This window comes from Blastococcus sp. SYSU DS0541 (genome assembly GCF_054050875.1).
Window position 1 is genome coordinate 92689 of record NZ_JBJHAD010000013.1, and the last position, 16880, is coordinate 109568.

A 16880-nucleotide genomic window follows, 5' to 3' on the forward strand; every position below is an offset into this window, starting at 1 on the left:
CCGCGGAGCTGACGACCGGGCTCCCCGCCCCGTCGACGTGGCCGCGACTGCGCGCACATCGGGCTGTCGGCGGCCGCGGAGACCGCGTCTTCCGCGCCTCGGCGGCCTCGGCCCGACCGGCGCAGGGAAGGGCGGTGGAAGCTCGCTCTCTGCCCCGTCCCGGTGGGCAGAGAGCGAGCATGGCCGGACCCCCGGCCGTCCAGGCCCGGAGCCAGCGCACCGCGGCGGCTCAGATGTCGCGGCGCTGGAACGAGAGCGCGGTGAGCCCCCAGACCACGGCCACCCAGACGGCGGCCCAGAGCAGGTAGACCGGGGTCGGGGCGGCGTCGCTCAGGAAGGGGAAGCCGCCCTCGGGCCCCATCTGGATCAGCGCGCCCGGGTCCTGGAAGGCGTTCATCGCGCCCCGCCACAGGCCGTCGGTGGGCAGCAGCACCCGCGACACGGTGCCCACCCGCTCGACGCCCTCGTTGCCCAGCGCGCCGCCGATCCCGCCGACCACGCCGGCCACCCAGGTCGCCCCGAAGAGGCCCACCGCGACGATGCCCGACGCCATCGGGGAGATGACGCTGGAGAGCAGCAGGGCCAGGGTGAGCAGCACGACGGTCTCGGCCGCCAGCAGCGCGAGCCCGGCGGCGGGCGAGGGCGGCCAGTAGCCGACCACCCCGCGCACCACGAGCAGCTGGGCCAGCCCCGCCAGGACGACGTAACCGCAGCCGAACGCCAGCAGGCCCAGCCACTTGCCCAGCAGCACCGACGACCGGCGCACCGGGCGGGCGAGCACCGCCAGCGCCTGGCCCGACTCCACCTCCCCGGCGAGCGTGGGGCCGGCCAGGAACGCGGTGCCGATCGCGGCGACCAGGCTGAAGCCGAACATGATCAGGTTGAGCAGCAGCGACGCCACGAGGCGGGCCTCGCCACTGGTGAGCGTGCCGAGCTCGGTGTCCAGGCCGATCAGCCGCGAGAAGCCCCAGCCACTGAGCGCCAGCAGCACCACGGTGAGGGCCAGCAGCGCCCAGACGACCTTGCGCCGGGCGGCCTCGCGCAGGGTGAGCCCCGCGATGGTCAGCGCGATCACGGCGCCGCCTCCTCGTGGCGGAGGACGGCGAGCAGCCGCTCCTCGAGGCTAATCCGCACCGGCTCGACGGCGTGCACGCGTACGCCCAGGCCGACGAGGTCGCGCACCAGGTCGGGCACGGTGACGCCGTCGTCCTCCGACCCCAGCGCCACGGTGAACCAGTCTCCGCTGCGCGCCAGCGAGCCGGCCGCCCGCAGCCGCTCCTCGACCCGCTGGTCGACGTCGCCGAGGCGGAGCCGCACCTCCCGCTGACCGAGCAGCTCGGCGAGCGTCCCGGACGCGGCCACCTTGCCCTCGTCCAGGATGACCACCCGGTCGCACACCCGCTCGACCTCGCCGATCAGGTGCGAGTTGAGCAGGACGGCGACGCCGCGGGCCTTCAGGGAGAGCACGAGGTCGCGGACGTCGACCCGGCCGATCGGGTCCAGCGCGCTGGTCGGCTCGTCCAGGACCACCAGCTCCGGCCGGGCGACCAGCGCGACGGCGAGCCCGAGCCGCTGCTGCATGCCCTTGGAGAAGCCGCCGACGCGGTCACCGGTCCGCTCGCCCAGGCCGACCGTCGCCAGGCACTCCCGGCGCTCCGCGGGCGGGACGTCGGTGCGGGACAGCTTGACGTGCAGGTCCAGCACCTCGGCCGCGGTCAGCCACGGCTGGTAGCGGAACAGCTCGGGCAGGTAGCCGACGGCGCTGCGGGAGCGGGGGTCGGCGGACTCCCGGCCGAGCAGCAGCACCTCGCCGGCGTCCGGCCGCACGAGGCCGAGCAGCATCTTGATGACGCTGGTCTTCCCGGCGCCGTTGGGGCCGAGCAGCCCGACCACCTCGCCGCGACCGACGGTGAACGAGACGTCGTCCACGGCGGTCCGGCGTCCGTACCGCTTGCGCAGCCCTGAGCACCAGACCGCCGGGGACGGCGGCAGGTCGGTGAGCGTCGCGCCCGCCGTCCCCGCCGCCGTCGACCCGGAGCTCATGCCGGCGACCGTAGCGGCGTCAGCCGAGCTCACGGGCGACCGACAGCAGCTCGTCGGCGGAGAGCGTCCCGGCGACGCCGGTCATCACGCCGTCCTCGACCAACACCACGCCGGCGAACAGGCCGTTGCGGCTGGTCAGCACGGTCGCCTCGACACCGTCGACGTCCGCGGTGGAGGAGGTGACCAGCTCGGCCGGCACCGGCAGGGGCAGCGTCGCGCCGTCCGCGGAGAGGTCGCGGAGCTGTTCGGCGAGCCCGGCGGGCAGCCCCGGCAGCGACAGGAGGTAGTCGCGCACCGTCTCGAACGGCACCCCGGAGGACTCCACGCGCGGCGCACCGACCCGGGCCACGACCAGCGTCGGCACGCCGGTCGGCTGCGCCCACATGGCCGCGACGCCCGGCCCGGCCTGCAGGCGCAGCGAGCTGCCGTCGAGCCCGGCGGGCACCGGCGGCAGGTCCTCGCCCTCGGCGGCCGCCGCCTGCGCGGCCTTCTCGGCGGAGAAGGTGAAGGTGGCCTCGAGGACGCCCGCGGCCTGGTAGGTCGGGTCGCCGGTCACGCCCTCGGGCAGCTCGGCGACCCCGGGGACGTCCAGCCCGGTCCGCTCGCGCGCCGCCTCGGCGTCGGCCACCTGCTCGGGCTCCGGCGCGCGGACGACCTGCAGGTCGCCGTAGGCGGAGAGGTCGGGCACCTGCACGAGCTCGGTGGCGCTGACCTCCACCGGCTCGACCTGCTCGGTCGAGAAGATCGGCAGCCAGTCGTTGGCCGCGGCGACGCCGGCGCCGGTGAACAGCACCACCGCGCCCAGCGCGGCGACGGCAGGCCGGCGCACCGCGGTCCGCCAGCCACCGCGCCGCGCCACCGCCGGGCGGGCGGGCTCCGGCGCGGTGTCGGCGGCGGCCGCGGCCGAGAAGCGGGCCCAGGCGGCGTCGGTGTCGACGGCGACCGGCGGCCCCAGCGCGGAGCCGACCAGGTGGGCTTCGCTGCGGGCGCGCTCGAAGGCGGGGCGGCAGGTCGCGCAGGCGGCGACGTGGGTGCGGTCGGCGTCGGTCACGCCGGCCGGCTCGTCGACGAGACGGCGCAGGACGCCCTCACTCGGGTGACGCATGGCGGTTCAGCTCCTTGAGCAGCACGGATTCGGCGCGGCGCACGGTGGTGCCCACGCTCCCGGGGGACATGTCGAGGGCGGCGGCGACCTCGGCGTAGCTGAGGCCGCTGTGCCGCAGGACGAGCGCGGCCGCCTGCTTGTGCGGCAGCCGCCCGAGCGCCGCCCGCACGGAGCTGCGCTCCTCGCGGGTGATGACGTCCTCGGCGACGTCGGGGACGACGGTCGGGCCGCCGTCGCCGGCGATCTCCTCGCGGGCGCTGCGACGGCGGCCCGAGCGGAGCACGTTCAGCGCGGTGTGGGTCGCGGCGACGGCCAGCCAGCCGCCGGCCTCGTCGGCCGGCACGGTGGACCGACCGAAGGAGAGGAAGACCTCCTGGGCGACGTCCTCGGCCTGGTCCCGCGAGCCGAGCACCCGGGTGGCCACCGCGACGACCCGCGCGTAGTGGTCGCGGAAGACCTCCTCGAGGTCGGCCCGGACGCCGACCCGTGACCGTGGCATGCGCACGCCCCGATCAGTGCGGGGCCGGGCCGCGCCGCGCACCCCGGGCAGGGAGAGGGCCGCGGTGGCCGACGGCCGTATCAGGTCCACACCCGTACAGCACCGCCGGCGCCCGGGATGTGACAGCCGACGGCGAGAACTGCACCGCCGGTCTCACGGCCGCGCCGGCGACCGGCCCGGGGCGTCCAGGTACCGGCCGCGGTGGCGCAGCAGCGGGCGGGCGGTCGTGTCCTGCACCGCGGCGTCGTCGACGGCGAGCAGGGCCAGCACGTGGTCCCCGGCCTCGACCAGCCGCTCCAGCCGGCAGTCCAGCGCGGCCAGCCCGCCGGTCAGCACGATCGCCCCGCTGCCGGCCGCCCGCGTCCAAGGCACCGACTCCAGCAGGTGGCGGGCGCTGGGCCGGCCGGCGGAGGCGAACCGCGAGGCGACGATCGCGTGCTCGGCGGCGAGGACGGTCAGCGCGCAGGCCCCGACCGCCTCCAGCACCTCGGCCGGGTAGCCCTCGGCGCTCAGGCCGACGGCGACCAGCGGAGGGGAGGCGGAGACGCTCATGACCGAGCTGACCGTCGTCCCCACGTCGTCGATGTCGTCCCGCACGGTGAGCAGGCAGACGCCGGCGGCGTGCTGGGCCAGGGCGGCGGCGAACGCCGCGGGGTCGACCGGCATGGCGGCCAGTCCAGCACACCCCCCAGGATGGGCCGGTGACCGAAGCCGAGCGCACGTACGACGTCGTGGTCCTGGGAGCGGGGTCGACCGGGGAGAACGTCGCCGACGTCGTGGTGCGGGGCGGGCTGTCGGCGGTGCTCGTGGAGCCCGAGCTGGTGGGCGGCGAGTGCTCCTACTGGGCCTGCATGCCGAGCAAGACGCTGCTGCGCGGTACCGAGGTGCTCGCCGAGGCGCGGGCCGTGGACGGCGCGGCGCAGGCGGTCACCGGGGAGCAGGACGTGGCAGCCACCCTCGCCCGCCGCGACTCGTTCACCTCGCACTGGGACGACTCCGGCCAGGTGGAGTGGGTGCACGGCGCCGGCATCGACCTGCTGCGTGGCAGCGGCCGGCTCGACGGCGAGCGGACCGTCGTCGTCACCGCCGAGGACGGGACGACGACCCGGCTGACCGCGCGGCACGCCGTCGCCGTCTGCACCGGGTCGAAGGCCGCCCTACCGCCCGTCGACGGGCTGGCCGAGGTCGACCCGTGGGGGCCACGCGAGGCGACCAGCGCCAAGGGGGCGCCGGCCCGGCTGCTGGTGCTCGGCGGCGGCTACGTCGGCTGCGAGATGGCGACGGCGTGGCAGGCGCTCGGGTCGCGGGTGACGCTGCTCCAGCGCGGGGACCGGCTGCTGCCGGGGCTGGAGCCGCAGGCCGGCGACGCCATCGCGGCGTCGCTGCGGGACTCGGGCGTCGACGTGCGGCTGGACACGGAGGTCACCGCCGCCCGGCGGGACGGCACCGAGGTGGTGCTGACGACGGCGGACGGCGAGGTGCGCGGCGACGAGGTGCTGGTCGCCACGGGCCGCTCCGCCCGCACCGCCGACATCGGGGCGGAGACGGCGGGCCTGGAGCCGGGGGAGTACCTCCCGGTCGACGCGACGCTGCGGGTCGAGGGCATCCCGTGGCTCTACGGGGTGGGCGACGTCAACGGGCGCCGTCAGCTCACCCACATGGGCAAGTACGAGGCGCGTCAGGCCGGCGCGGCGATCGTCGCCCGGGCACGTGGTGAGCAGCTCGACACCTCGCCGTGGTCCCCGTTCGTCGCGACCGCGGACGACGTCGCGACGCCCTCGGTCGTGTTCACCTCGCCGCAGGTCGCCGCCGTCGGGCGCACCGCCGCGGAGGCCGCGGATGCCGGGTTGCCGCACCGCGTCGTCGAGTACCCGATCGGCAAGGTCTCCGGTGCCGCGGTCTTCGCCGACGGGTACACCGGTACGGCGATCGCGGTGGTGGACACCGAGCGGGAGGTGCTGCTGGGGGTGACCTTCGTCGGCCCCGCGGTCGCCGAGCTGCTGCACGCGGCGACGATCGCGGTGGTCGGGGAGGTGCCGATCGCGCGGCTGTGGCACGCCGTCCCCGCCTATCCGACGATCAGCGAGATCTGGCTGCGGCTGCTGGAGACCTACCGCGGCTGACCCCCCTCACCCCAGGCCCGTGGCCGCCGCCCCGTCCGCGTACGGCTGGGGTCGCGACCGCGGCGCACGGGCGGGCCCTCGCGGGACCTGACCCCGGCGACGGCCGCGCGGAGGTCCGTGCTGGAGTGGGCCGTGCAGTTCGACCGCTCCGCGCGTTCCCCCTGGCGCCGCTACATCGCTCTCGGCGACTCGTTCACGGAGGGGCTGAGCGACCCCGACCCCGAGCGCCCCGGCGAGTTCCGCGGCTGGGCCGACCGGCTGGCCGAGCACCTCGCGGCCGCCGCGCCCGGCGCCGACGTCGAGTACGCGAACCTGGCGATCCGCGGGCGGCTCCTGGCCCAGGTGCTCGCCGAGCAGGTGCCGGTGGCCCTGGAGGCGCAGCCGGACCTGGTCAGCCTGGTCGCCGGCGGGAACGACCTCATGCGCCCGGGCGCCGACCCCGACGAACTGGCCGCGCAGCTGGAGTCCGCGGTCGTCCGCTTCCGCGCCGCGGGGGCCGACGTGCTGCTGGCCACCACCGCCGACACCCGGAACACGCCGATCCTGCGCCGGCTGCGGGGGCGGATCGCCGTCTTCGACGCCAACCTGTGGTCGATCGCCGCGCGGCACGGCGCCGCCGTCCTGGACCAGTGGGGCGCGGCGTGGATCCAGGACTTCCGGCTGTGGGACTCCGACCGCATCCACCTCACGGGCGAGGGGCACCGGCGGATGGCGCTCGCCGCCGCCGCGGCGCTGGGGCTGCCCGGTGCCGACGGCGAGGACTGGCGCACCCCGCTCCCGCCGCAGCCGCCCCGCGAGCTGCGGGCGGCGCTGGCCGAGGAAGCCGCGTGGGTGCGCGGCTTCGTGGCGCCGTGGGTCGGCCGGCGGCTGCGCGGCCGCTCCTCCGGCGATGGCAGGGTCGCCAAGCGCCCCGTGCCCCTGGCTCTCCCTCGGAGGTGACGCGCTGGAACGGGTGACGTGCTGGAACGGCCCTCCTGCAGGGCCCCGCCGCGAGCGTGCGAGCAGTGGGGGGCAGGAGAGTCCTTCTACTGGTCGGGGTCGGCGAGGTCGTCGAAGAGCGAGCCGGCGCCGAACCGGCCGGTGTCGACCCGGTCGTGCCCCTCGGGGGTCGACGGCGGCCGCTGGCGGGGGAGCCCGAGGGGCGTGGGCGGCTCCGGCAGCAGCTCACCGGCGACGTCCTCGGCCGGGGCCTGGGTGACCTCGCCGATGAGCACCTCCGCCGGGCTGGGCAGGGGCGCGGGGCGGCCGAAGGCGTAGCCCTGGGCCATGGCGCAGCCGTGGTCGAGCAGCCAGGCGGCCTGGTCGAGGTCCTCGATGCCCTCGGCGATGACCTGCAGCCCCATGCCGCGCCCGAGCTGCAGCAGCCCGTGCACCAGCGCGGCGGTGGAGGGCTGGGTGACGACGTCGGCGACGAAGGACCGGTCGATCTTCACGGTGTGGATGGGGAGCCGGTGCAGCGCGGTGATCGCCGAGTACCCGGTGCCGAAGTCGTCGAGCGCGAGGGTCACGCCCTGGTCGGTGACGACGGCGACCGAGTGCAGCGTGGCCTCGGCGGCGAAGAGCGCCGTCGACTCGGTGATCTCCAGCTCCAGGCGCTGCGGCGGCAGCCCCGACTCCTCGAGCGCCGCGGCGACCAGTTCGCTGAAGCCGTCCTCGGCCAGGTGCCGGGCGGAGATGTTGACGTGCACCCGGAGGTCGTCGGCCCACGTGGCGGCGTCCAGGCACGCGCGGCGCAGCACCCAGGCGCCGAGCTTGGAGGTGAGCCGGTTGTTCTCGGCGACGTCCAGGAAGACGCCGGGCGGCAGCAGCCCGCGGGTCGGGTGCTGCCAGCGGATGAGCGCCTCGTAGCCCAGCAGCGTCTCGTCGGCCAGGTGCACGATCGGCTGGTAGAAGAGCCGCAGCTCGTCGTTGTCGAGCGCGTGGCGGAGCTCGGTCTCCAGCTGGAGCGCGTCCACGTCGCTGCGCGAGAGCGCCCCCTCGTGCACCTCGATGCGGGCGCGCTGGCCGTCGGCCTTCGCCTTGCTGAGCGCGCTCTGCGCCTGGCGGAGCAGGTCGTCGGGGGTCATGTCGGCGCCGAGGGTGAGCCCGACGCTCGCCGAGAGGGTGATCTCCCGGCCGTTCACCAGGAAGGGCTCGTCGAGCACGCCCAGCAGCCGGCCGGCCAGCGCGCGCAGCCCGTCCAGGTCCTCGACGTCCTCGGCGACCACCAGGAACTCGTCGGCGCCCAGGCGCACGGCGGTGTCCTCGACGCGGGTGCTCCACCGGAGCCGGTCCGCGAACTGGCTGAGCAGCAGGTCGCCGGCCTCGTGGCCGAGGGCGTCGTTGACCGCCTGGAAGCGGTCGATGTTGAGGTGCACCAGGCCGACCTGCAGGCCCCGGCGGCGGGAGAGGGCGACGGCGTGGCGCAGCCTGTCGGTGAGCGCGCGGCGGTTGGGCAGCCCGGTGAGCGGGTCCATGAACGCGCGGCGGACGGCGTCCTCCTCGGCGCGGCGGCGGTCGGTGACGTCGACCAGCGACAGGACGACGAACTGCGGCGTCCCGTTGTTCTGCCGCACCACCTCGTGGGACTGCACCACCCACAGCTCCGTGCCGTCGGAGCGGCGCAGCCGGCGCTCGCCGTCCAGCAGCAGGTTCGGGTCGAGCGCCGGCTCGTCCGGCGCCGGCTCCAGGCCGAGGTCGCCCACCGGTGGGTCGTCGGGGTGGGCCAGCAGGTCGACGTGCCGGCCGGCCAGGCTCTCGGCGGTGCGGCCGGTGAGGGCGCACATCCGCGGATTGGCCACCAGCACGTGACCGTCGAGGTCGACCAGGGCCTTGGCGATCGGTGCGCTGAGGAACAGGGCCTGGAACAGCTGGCCCCGGTCGGCGAGCAGCGTGTCGATCGCCCGCAAGCGCTGCCCGGCGCCACCGCCGGGCGTGCCCGGGGAGCGGGGCATCTCGGGTGCGGGGAGGCTCACCGGCACAGCGTCACGCATCGCAGGCGAGAAGTGACGGAAGCCGTTCACGGAGAGTCGTGATCGCCCCGTCACACTCCGTCGCACCGGGTCACACCCGTCCCACCGGTCGCGCGCGTTCCGCGGACCTGCCATGCGCGGTGGGAATCCGGGCCGCCCCCCTCGCGCTGCTGGGGCAGACATCGACGAAAGGACCCAGTCGTGGACAAGCGGATCGGCTTCCTGTCCTTCGGCCACTGGCAGCCCATCCCGGGCTCGCAGGTGCGCACCGGGCGGGACGCCCTCGTGCAGAGCGTGGAGCTCGCGGTGGCCGCCGAGGAGCTGGGGCTCGACGGGGCCTACGTGCGGGTGCACCACTTCGCCCGGCAGCTCTCCTCGCCGTTCCCGCTGCTGGCCGCGATGGCGGCCCGCACCCGGCGGATCGAGCTCGGCACCGGCGTGATCGACATGCGCTACGAGAACCCGCTCTACATGGCCGAGGAGGCGGCGGCGACCGACCTGCTCGCCGACGGGCGGCTGCAGCTGGGCGTGAGCCGTGGGTCGCCGGAGACGGCGCTGCGCGGCTCGGAGGCGTTCGGCTACGTGCCCGGCGAGGGCAGCAGCGACGCCGAGCTGGCGCGGCAGAAGACGGCACTGTTCCTGGCGGCGGTCTCCGGGCAGCCGGTGGTCGACGCCGACCCGCGCATGACCGGCGGGGCGTCCGGTCGGCTGGCGGTGCAGCCGCAGTCGCCGGGGCTGGCCGAACGCATCTGGTGGGGCTCGGGCACCCGGGCCACGGCGGAGTGGACGGCGCGGCAGGGGCTGAACCTGATGAGCTCCACGCTGCTGGTGGAGGACACCGGCGTGCCGTTCGACGAGCTGCAGGCCGAGCAGATCGCGCGCTACCGCGCCGCCTGGGCCGAGGCGGGGTGGGAGCGGGAGCCGCGGGTGTCGGTGAGCCGGAGCGTGCTCCCGATCACCAGCGACCTCGACCGGCAGTACTTCGGCAGCGGCCGGGACGGCGAGGACCAGGTGGGCATCCTCGAGGGGGTGCGGGCGCGCTTCGGCAAGAGCTACACCGGTGAGCCCGACGTCCTCGCCGAGGAGCTGGCCAAGGACGCCGCCGTCCGGGAGGCCGACAGCCTGCTGCTCACCGTGCCCAACATGCTGGGTGTCGAGTACAACGCGCACCTGCTGCGGACGATCGTCGAGCACGTCGCCCCCGCGATCGGCTGGGTGCACCCGGACCAGCGCGCCGCCTGAGAAAGGACCCCGTCCTCCCCGCCCTTCGCAGGCTCGGGGCGGTCCCCTGGACGGGGCCGCTGGCGGCGGGCGGGTCAGCGGAGGTCGAAGCCCAGGTCGAGCACCGGCGCGCTGTGGGTGAGCGCGCCGACCGCCAGGTAGTCGACACCGGTCGCCGCGACCTCGGCGGCCCGCTCCAGCGAGAGGCCGCCGCTGGCCTCCAGCCGCACGCCGGTCCCGCGCACCAGCTCGACGGCGGCGCGGGTGTCGGCGAGGGGGAAGTTGTCGAGCAGCACCAGTTCGACGCCGGCCGCGACCGCCTCGCGCACCTGGTCGAGGGTGTCGCACTCGACCTCGAGCGGGATGCCCGGCGCCGCCCCCCGCACCGCCTCCACGGCCGCGGTGATGCCACCGGCCGCGGCGACGTGGTTGTCCTTGACCAGCGCGGCGTCGCCGAGCGCCATGCGGTGGTTGACCCCGCCGCCGCAGCGCACGGCGTACTTCTCCAGCGCCCGCAGGCCCGGGATCGTCTTGCGGGTGTCGCGGATCGCCGCGTCCGTACCCGCGAGGGCGTCCACCCAGCGCCGGGTCAGGGTGGCGACGCCGGAGAGATGCCCGACGAGGTTCAGCGCCGTCCGCTCCGCCGTGAGCAGTGACCGGGTGGGCCCGGCGGCGGTGAGCACGGGCGCGTTCGTGCGGGCGGCCATGCCGTCGGCCGCGTGCAGCGTCACCTCGACGTCGTCACCGCCCACGATGGCGAACACCGCGGCGGCCACCGGGACGCCGGCCAGCACGCCCGGCGAGCGGGGCACCACGTCGCCGGTGGCGCGGGCGCCGGCGGGGACGGTGGCGGTGGTGGTGACGTCGGGGCCGAGCGCGAGGTCCTCGTCGAGGGCGCGGCGGATCACCCGCTCGACGGCCTCGGGCTCCAGGCCGCCGTCGCGGAGGACGTCGGCGAGCTCCGGTCGGAGCGGGCGCCACCCGGTCATGCCACTCCCTGGGTCTGGTGGGCCGCGGTCAGCGGCTCGGTGCGGGTGTGCAGGTGGCCGGCGCCGTCGATGCGGTGGACCAGCCGCACCTGCCACTCGGGCCGCGTGCCGGGGGCGTCGGCCCGCCGGTGGCAGCCGCGGCTCTCCGGGCGGGCGAGCGCGGCCGTGGCCAGCAGCGTCGCGACGGTGTGCGCCGCCGTCGCCTCGACCGCGGCCAGGTCCAGCTCGTCGGTCCGGGGGGTCGCGGCGAGCACTCGGGCCAGCTCGGTGAGGCCGGCGGCGGTGCGCAGCACGCCGGCGTGCCGGCTGGTGGCGACGCCGATCGCCGCGCGCGCGGTGGGGTCGACGGCGCCGGCGGCGAGGGTCCGGGCGGCGACGGGCTCGGCCGGATCGCCGCCGGGCAGCGTCGCGTCCAGCAGCGCGGCGCAGCGGCGGGCGGCGACCAGCCCCTCGGTGATCGAGTTGGACGCCAGCCGGTTGGCCCCGTGCACGCCGGTGCAGGCGACCTCGCCGACGGCGGACAACCCGGGGACGCCGGTGCGCCCGTCCAGGTCGGCGAGCACCCCGCCGCAGGTGTAGTGCGCGCCGGGTGCCACCAGCACGGGCTGGGTGACCGGGTCGACGCCGGCCTCCCGGCAGGCGCGGAGGATGCCGGGGAAGCGGCGCTCGAGGAACTCCGCGCCCAGGTGGGTCGCGTCCAGGAGGACGTGGTCCTCGCCGCTCGCGGCCAGGTGCGCGGCGATGGTGGCGGAGACGACGTCGCGCGGGGCGAGGTCGGCCAGCGGGTGCGCGCCGGCCATGACCCGCCGTCCGGCGCGGTCGACCAGGACCGCGCCCTCACCGCGCACGGCCTCGGAGACGAGCACCTGCTGCCCCGCGGCGCCCGGCCCCTGCCAGAGCACGGTCGGGTGGAACTGCACCATCTCGACGTCGGCGACCTCGGCGCCGGCGCGCAGTGCGAGCGCCAGCCCGTCGCCGGTCGTGCCGGCGGGGCTGGTGGCGGCGGCGTACGCCTGGCCGTAGCCGCCGGTCGCCAGGACGACGGCGTGCGCGCGCAGGTCCCCGGCGTCGGTCAGGGCGCCGCCGGCGCAGACCCGCGCGACCCGCAGGCCCACGACCGTCCCGTCGGCGGCGCGCAGCGCGTCCAGGGCGAGGGTGTGCTCGAGGACCTCGACGCCGGCCGCGCCCAGCGCATCCACCAGCGTGCGGGTGACCTCGGCGCCGCTGGCGTCACCGCCGGCGTGCACGATCCGGTCGCGGCTGTGCCCTCCCTCGCGGGTCAGCGCCGGGCGGCCGTCGCGGCTCAGGTCGAGCCGCGCGCCGAGGTCCATCAGCAGCGCGATCGCGGCCGGCGCCTCCGCGACGAGCGTGGCCACGGCGGCCGGGTCGCAGAGCCCGGCGCCCGCGGTCAGGGTGTCCGCCAGGTGCAGCGCGGCGTCGTCGTCGGCACCGAGGACAGCGGCCAGGCCGCCCTGGGCCCACCGGGTGCTCCCGTCGCCGAGCGCGCCCTTCGTGACGACGGTGACCCGCCGCCCGGCGTCGGCCAGCGCGAGCGCGGTCATCAGCCCGGCTGCGCCGCTGCCCACGACGACGGCGTCGGTGACGGCGGTCCAGCCGGCCTCCGGCAGCGGGAGCGCGGGGACGACGGCGGGGGCGACCGGCGCGGTGCGGCGGGGCCCCACGGTCACTCGCCGACCAGCGAGGGGGTGCCGAGGGCGATCATCGCCTCGACCGCCGACCGGGCGCGGGCGGCGACCTCGGGGTCGACGGTGACCTCGTCGCGGCCCTCGCGCAGGGCGCGCAGCAGCTTCTCCGGCGTCGACATCTTCATGTAAGGGCACTCGGCGCGCGGGTTCACCGCCTCGAAGGCGGCAGCGGGGTTGGCCTGGCGGAGCTGGTGCAGCATGCCGATCTCGGTGGCGACCAGCACCCGCTTCGCCGTGGTCCGCCGGGCCTGGTCGAGCATCGCGCCGGTGGAGAGGACGTGCACCCGGTCCGAGGGCAGGTCGCCCTGGCCGACCATCCACAGCGCGCTGGTGGCGCAGCCGCACTCGGGGTGCACGAGCACCTCGGCGTCGGGGGCGTCCTCGATGCTCTGCCGCAGATCGGTGGGGGAGATGCCGGCGTGCACGTGGCACTCACCCATCCAGATGCGCATGTTCCGCCGCCCGGTGACCCGCTGGACGTGGGCGCCGAGGAACTGGTCGGGGAGGAACAGCACCTCCCGGTCGGCGGGGATCGACTCGACCACCTCGACCGCGTTGGAGGAGGTGCAGCAGATGTCGGTCTCGGCCTTCACCTCGGCGGTGGTGTTGACGTAGGAGACGACGGCGGCGCCGGGGTGCTCCGCCTTCCACGCGCGCAGCTGATCGGCGGTGATCGTGTCGGCCAGCGAGCAGCCGGCGGCGGCGTCGGGCACGAGGACTGTCTTCTCCGGGCTGAGGATCTTCGCCGTCTCGGCCATGAAGTGGACGCCGGCGAAGACGATCGTGCCGGCGGTGCTGGCCGCGGCGATGCGGGAGAGCGCGAGCGAGTCGCCCACGTGGTCGGCGACGTCCTGGATCTGCGCGGCCTGGTAGTTGTGCGCCAGGACGACGGCGTCCCGCTCGGCGGCCAGCCGGCGCACCTCGTCGCGCCAGTCCTGCCACTGCTCCGGCGTCCACTGCGCGCTGGTGGGGGCGGAGAGCGTTGCGGTCACCGGGACCTCCGGAGGAGTGGGTTTCTTACTGTGAGGCGAAAACCTGTGCCCGGAAACCTAGCATGGATTCCGTGACGTCCGTGTGGTCCTCGCCCGAGCGGCCGGCCTTCCCGCACCAGGCCCTCGCGGTGGTGCTGCAGGTCCGGTCCGCCCGGCTGCACGTGATGCTCTGGCGGCGCGCCAAGGAGCCCTTCGCCGGGGCGTGGGCGCTCCCGGGCGGGCCGCTCCTGGCCGACGAGACCCTCGGCGCCTCCGTGGGCCGGCAGCTGGCCTCGAAGGTCGAGGTCGCCCAGCTCGCGCACCTGGAGCAGCTCGAGACCCGCAGCGATCCGCACCGCGACCCGCGCAGCCGGACCGTGGCGACCGCCTACCTGGGCCTGGTCCCGGGTGACCTGGACCCGGTGCTGCCCGAGGACACCGCCTGGCACCCGGTCGACGCGCTGCCGGAGACCGCGTTCGACCACGGCTCGATCGTCGGGTCGGGGCTGGAGCGGCTGCGCGCGAAGCTCTCGTACACGAACGTCGCCTTCGCGCTGGCCCCGCCGACGTTCTCGATCGCCGAGCTGCGCGAGGTCTACGTCGCCGCGCTCGGCTACGAGGTGACCGCCACCAACCTGCAGCGCGTCCTGCTGCGGCGCGGCGTGCTGGAGGCGACCGGTGAGCTGGCGGCGCCCGGCCGCGCGGGCGGCCGGCCGGCAGCGCTCTACCGCTTCGTCACCACGACCCTCGAGGTGACCGACCCCTTCGCCGTCCTGAAGCCCCCGGTCGCGCGCTGACGGCACCGCGGCCGAGCGCTTGCCTGTGCCACAGCGCGTCCGACGGCGGCAGAGCCGTGATCACGAACGGGTGAACCTCGGGCGGGCCGGTTTGGCGGGGACGCCGAGGTGGCTATTCGCCGCCTCGACTGCAGACCGCAGACTGCAGGAACCGAACGGAGACGCGCGTGCTCATCCTTGGCCTGATCCTGCTCTTGCTCGGCTTCGTCCTGGACATCTCGATCCTCTGGACCATCGGGATCATCCTCCTCGTCGTGGGAGCCGTCCTCTACGTCCTCGGCGCCACCGGACGTGCGGTCGGAGGGCGGAAACACTACTTCTGACCTCCGCGGTGCAGGGCTCCCCATGGAGACCCGTACCGGCGACACGGCGGGACGGCGAACCCCCGGCTGCACCGAGCGGCCGGGGGTTCGCCGTCGTCCGGCGCCCGGCGCTCCGCCGCCGACCGCGCGGCCGCCCTCGGTCACCGCCGGCCGGGTCACTCGCCGGTGGCCCCGTCCAGCGCCTCCCGGATCAGGTCCGCGTGGCCGTTGTGCCGGGCGTACTCCTCGACCAGGTGCAGGAGGATCCAGCGCAGCGAGAAGGTGTCGTCGCGGCCCCACGGCCGGTCCTCGGTGTCCAGGGGCAACCGGCGGGCGACCTCGCCGACAGCGTCGGCCGCTGCCCGCCACGTCGTCCATGCCGCGGTCACGTCGTCGGCGGTGACGGTGGTCGGGTCGACGCCGAACTGCTCCTCGTGGTCCCGGACCACCCCGGGCCAGAGGTCGAGGGGCAGCCCGCCGAAGCCGACGAGCCAGCCGGTCTCCACCGCCGCGAGGTGGCGCACCATGCCCAGCAGCGTGAGCCCCGACGTGGGTACGGCGCGCGTGGCCAGTTGCTGCGGGGTGAGGTCGGCGCACTTCCACTGCAGCGTCTGCCGGTGGAACTCCAGGAAGCTCGTCAGCAGCGTCGCCTCGTCACCGGTCAGCGGTGGCTCGGTGCGGTGGTCGGCAGGTGTCATCGGGACCTCTCCTAGGGGGTCGAGGCGCGGGTGGGCTCCGTCGCCGCGCATCCTGCGGCACGGGGGCGACGACCCGGGTGCTGGTCGCCTCGGCGGTCAGCCACCCACGGGCCCTGAGCGCGGACCGCTCGCCCGGCGGCGGAACCACGCCGAGCTCAGGACGGTCACCGTTCGACCACGTCGGTCCTCGCGGTGCGCCGCTGCTTCCGCACCAGGAAGGTGGCCAGGCCCAGGTTCGCGACGGCCAGCAGGACGAAGAGCACCGTCGCGAACGTGCCGCCGGACGTGCCCCACCCGCCGACGGCGAGCACCGCCCACATCGTGCCGAGGACGAAGTACAACGTCGGGCTCGGGCGTCTGGCGGATCTGTCCACGTGCTTTTCGTAGGTCACGCACCGCGCGAGGGCAAGGGGTCGCCAGCGATCGGCGCGCCGGCTCGCCTCGCCTCGGCAGAGCCGAGTGACGCCGAGGGTCAGGGCGTCACGCGGGCACCGGCCCCATCCCGAACGGGTGGACGTGGCTCAGGGGATGGCCTGTGCAGCCGCAGACGGCGGCGGCGACCAGGCATCGCCCTGCCCGGGGCGGGGCACAGGGATCAACCCGATCCGGACCGCCGGTGGAACGAGCCCCTGGGCCGCCCGCAGCAGGGAGGCTCGACGGCGCGCCCGGCAGGACTCGAACCTGCGGCCAAGTGCTTAGAAGGCACCTGCTCTATCCGCTGAGCTACGGGCGCTCGGACGCCGATCATCGCACCGCCCGCCGAGGTGGTGACGGCGGTGGGCGCCGGCGTCGTCCACAGGGGGGAGCCGAGTCCACAGTTCCCGGGACGACCTCCCCGTCGCCGGGCACGGCGGCCAGGGTCGACGGCACACCGGCAGCGCGCCGGTCGCGCCGTCCGGCGCAGCACCCCCGAGGAGCACCGTGAACGACACCATCGTCACCGTCGTCGGCAACGTCGCCGACGACCCGCGCCGCAAGGTCACGCAGAACGGCGCGGTGACCAACTTCCGCATGGCCTCCACCGCGCGCCGGTTCGACGCCGGCCTCGGGCAGTACGTCGACTCCGGCACCTTCTGGATCGACGTCGAGTGCTGGAACGGCCTCAGCGGCAACGTCGCCGGGTCGATCAGCAAGGGCGACCCGGTGATCGTCCAGGGCGCCCTGACCACGCACAGCTGGGAGTCGGACAACGGACCGCGGAGCAAGCCGCAGATCCGGGCGTACGCCGTCGGCCCGAACCTCGCCAAGGGCATGGCGGTGTTCAAGCGCGACCGGTCCGGTCGGGCGCCCGATGCGGCCGCGGGGAACACCCCCGGCTCCCCCGCCGAGCCCGGCCACGACACCGAGCCCGACGCCCCCGTGGCCGGGTGGGACTACGTGGGGGAGGGTGCGGCGTTGTCCTCCGTGGACGGCCCCGATCCCTCGCAGGAGTCCGCGCACGCCTAGTTGCCCGGGCTGGGAGGATCGGAGGCGAG

General features: G+C 75.8%; 17 protein-coding genes and 1 tRNA gene. 6 read left to right on the forward strand and 12 right to left on the reverse strand.

Annotated elements, in window-relative coordinates; all coding sequences use genetic code 11:
* Positions 1-229: 229 nt before the first annotated feature.
* From ACI794_RS14755 to ACI794_RS14775, 5 genes are all read right to left on the reverse strand, one after another.
* The gene (locus ACI794_RS14755; protein WP_456581479.1) at positions 230-1075 is read right to left on the reverse strand and encodes an ABC transporter permease subunit; all 846 of its coding nucleotides are present in this window, start codon (positions 1073-1075) and stop codon (positions 230-232) included.
* Positions 1072-2043, reverse strand: a complete 972-nt coding sequence (locus ACI794_RS14760; RefSeq protein WP_456601277.1) for an ABC transporter ATP-binding protein — start codon at positions 2041-2043, stop codon at positions 1072-1074. Before ACI794_RS14760 ends, ACI794_RS14755 begins: the two co-directional genes overlap by 4 nt.
* Before the next feature lie 19 nt (positions 2044-2062).
* On the reverse strand, positions 2063-3148 hold the full coding sequence (locus ACI794_RS14765; RefSeq protein WP_456616740.1) for a hypothetical protein: 1086 nt from the start codon (positions 3146-3148) through the stop codon (positions 2063-2065).
* The gene (locus ACI794_RS14770; RefSeq protein WP_456601275.1) at positions 3132-3647 is read right to left on the reverse strand and encodes a sigma-70 family RNA polymerase sigma factor; all 516 of its coding nucleotides are present in this window, start codon (positions 3645-3647) and stop codon (positions 3132-3134) included. The genes ACI794_RS14765 and ACI794_RS14770 overlap by 17 nt, the downstream gene beginning before the upstream one ends.
* A 153-nt stretch (positions 3648-3800) precedes the next feature.
* Positions 3801-4313 (reverse strand): flavin reductase family protein, encoded by a 513-nt coding sequence (locus ACI794_RS14775; protein WP_456601274.1) that lies wholly within the window; start codon positions 4311-4313, stop codon positions 3801-3803.
* Between the two features lie 35 nt (positions 4314-4348).
* On the opposite strand from ACI794_RS14775, the gene ACI794_RS14780 reads away from it, so the two are divergent.
* Positions 4349-5770: a dihydrolipoyl dehydrogenase family protein gene (locus tag ACI794_RS14780; RefSeq protein ID WP_456616741.1), complete on the forward strand. Its 1422-nt coding sequence runs from the start codon at positions 4349-4351 to the stop codon at positions 5768-5770.
* Between the two features lie 132 nt (positions 5771-5902).
* Positions 5903-6709 (forward strand): SGNH/GDSL hydrolase family protein, encoded by an 807-nt coding sequence (locus tag ACI794_RS14785; protein WP_456616742.1) that lies wholly within the window; start codon positions 5903-5905, stop codon positions 6707-6709.
* A gap of 86 nt (positions 6710-6795) precedes the next feature.
* Here ACI794_RS14785 and ACI794_RS14790 read toward each other — a convergent pair whose 3' ends face one another.
* Complete coding sequence (locus ACI794_RS14790; protein ID WP_456601271.1) at positions 6796-8724, reverse strand: putative bifunctional diguanylate cyclase/phosphodiesterase; 1929 nt, start codon at positions 8722-8724, stop codon at positions 6796-6798.
* A gap of 198 nt (positions 8725-8922) precedes the next feature.
* Here ACI794_RS14790 and ACI794_RS14795 point away from each other — a divergent pair, with 198 nt between their 5' ends.
* The gene (locus tag ACI794_RS14795; RefSeq protein ID WP_456616743.1) at positions 8923-9963 is read left to right on the forward strand and encodes an LLM class flavin-dependent oxidoreductase; all 1041 of its coding nucleotides are present in this window, start codon (positions 8923-8925) and stop codon (positions 9961-9963) included.
* 74 nt (positions 9964-10037) lie between these two features.
* Here ACI794_RS14795 and nadC read toward each other — a convergent pair whose 3' ends face one another.
* The 3 genes from nadC to nadA are packed head-to-tail and all read right to left on the reverse strand — an operon-like array spanning position 10038 to position 13629.
* Positions 10038-10931 (reverse strand): carboxylating nicotinate-nucleotide diphosphorylase, encoded by an 894-nt coding sequence (gene nadC, locus ACI794_RS14800; RefSeq protein WP_456616744.1) that lies wholly within the window; start codon positions 10929-10931, stop codon positions 10038-10040.
* Positions 10928-12619 (reverse strand): L-aspartate oxidase, encoded by a 1692-nt coding sequence (locus tag ACI794_RS14805; protein WP_456616745.1) that lies wholly within the window; start codon positions 12617-12619, stop codon positions 10928-10930. The genes nadC and ACI794_RS14805 overlap by 4 nt, the downstream gene beginning before the upstream one ends.
* Positions 12616-13629, reverse strand: coding sequence for a quinolinate synthase NadA (gene nadA, locus ACI794_RS14810; protein ID WP_456601267.1), 1014 nt, complete (start codon positions 13627-13629; stop codon positions 12616-12618). The genes ACI794_RS14805 and nadA overlap by 4 nt, the downstream gene beginning before the upstream one ends.
* Positions 13630-13700: 71 nt before the next feature.
* Between nadA and ACI794_RS14815 the strand changes: the two genes are divergently transcribed.
* Positions 13701-14405 carry an NUDIX hydrolase gene (locus ACI794_RS14815; protein ID WP_456616746.1) on the forward strand — a complete coding sequence of 235 codons (705 nt, stop codon included), beginning with the start codon at positions 13701-13703 and terminating at the stop codon, positions 14403-14405.
* A gap of 167 nt (positions 14406-14572) precedes the next feature.
* Positions 14573-14728: a DUF6131 family protein gene (locus tag ACI794_RS14820; RefSeq protein WP_456581466.1), complete on the forward strand. Its 156-nt coding sequence runs from the start codon at positions 14573-14575 to the stop codon at positions 14726-14728.
* Between the two features lie 155 nt (positions 14729-14883).
* Here the strand turns inward: ACI794_RS14820 and ACI794_RS14825 are convergent, their stop codons facing one another.
* The 3 genes from ACI794_RS14825 to ACI794_RS14835 form a co-directional block, all read right to left on the reverse strand.
* Positions 14884-15405, reverse strand: coding sequence for a DinB family protein (locus ACI794_RS14825; RefSeq protein ID WP_456616747.1), 522 nt, complete (start codon positions 15403-15405; stop codon positions 14884-14886).
* A 164-nt stretch (positions 15406-15569) separates the two neighbouring features.
* Positions 15570-15779 carry a hypothetical protein gene (locus ACI794_RS14830; RefSeq protein ID WP_456616748.1) on the reverse strand — a complete coding sequence of 70 codons (210 nt, stop codon included), beginning with the start codon at positions 15777-15779 and terminating at the stop codon, positions 15570-15572.
* 286 nt (positions 15780-16065) lie between these two features.
* A tRNA-Arg gene (locus ACI794_RS14835) sits at positions 16066-16138 on the reverse strand.
* A 188-nt stretch (positions 16139-16326) separates the two neighbouring features.
* Between ACI794_RS14835 and ACI794_RS14840 the strand changes: the two genes are divergently transcribed.
* Positions 16327-16851, forward strand: coding sequence for a single-stranded DNA-binding protein (locus ACI794_RS14840; RefSeq protein ID WP_456616749.1), 525 nt, complete (start codon positions 16327-16329; stop codon positions 16849-16851).
* The last annotated feature ends 29 nt before the right edge of the window (positions 16852-16880 follow it).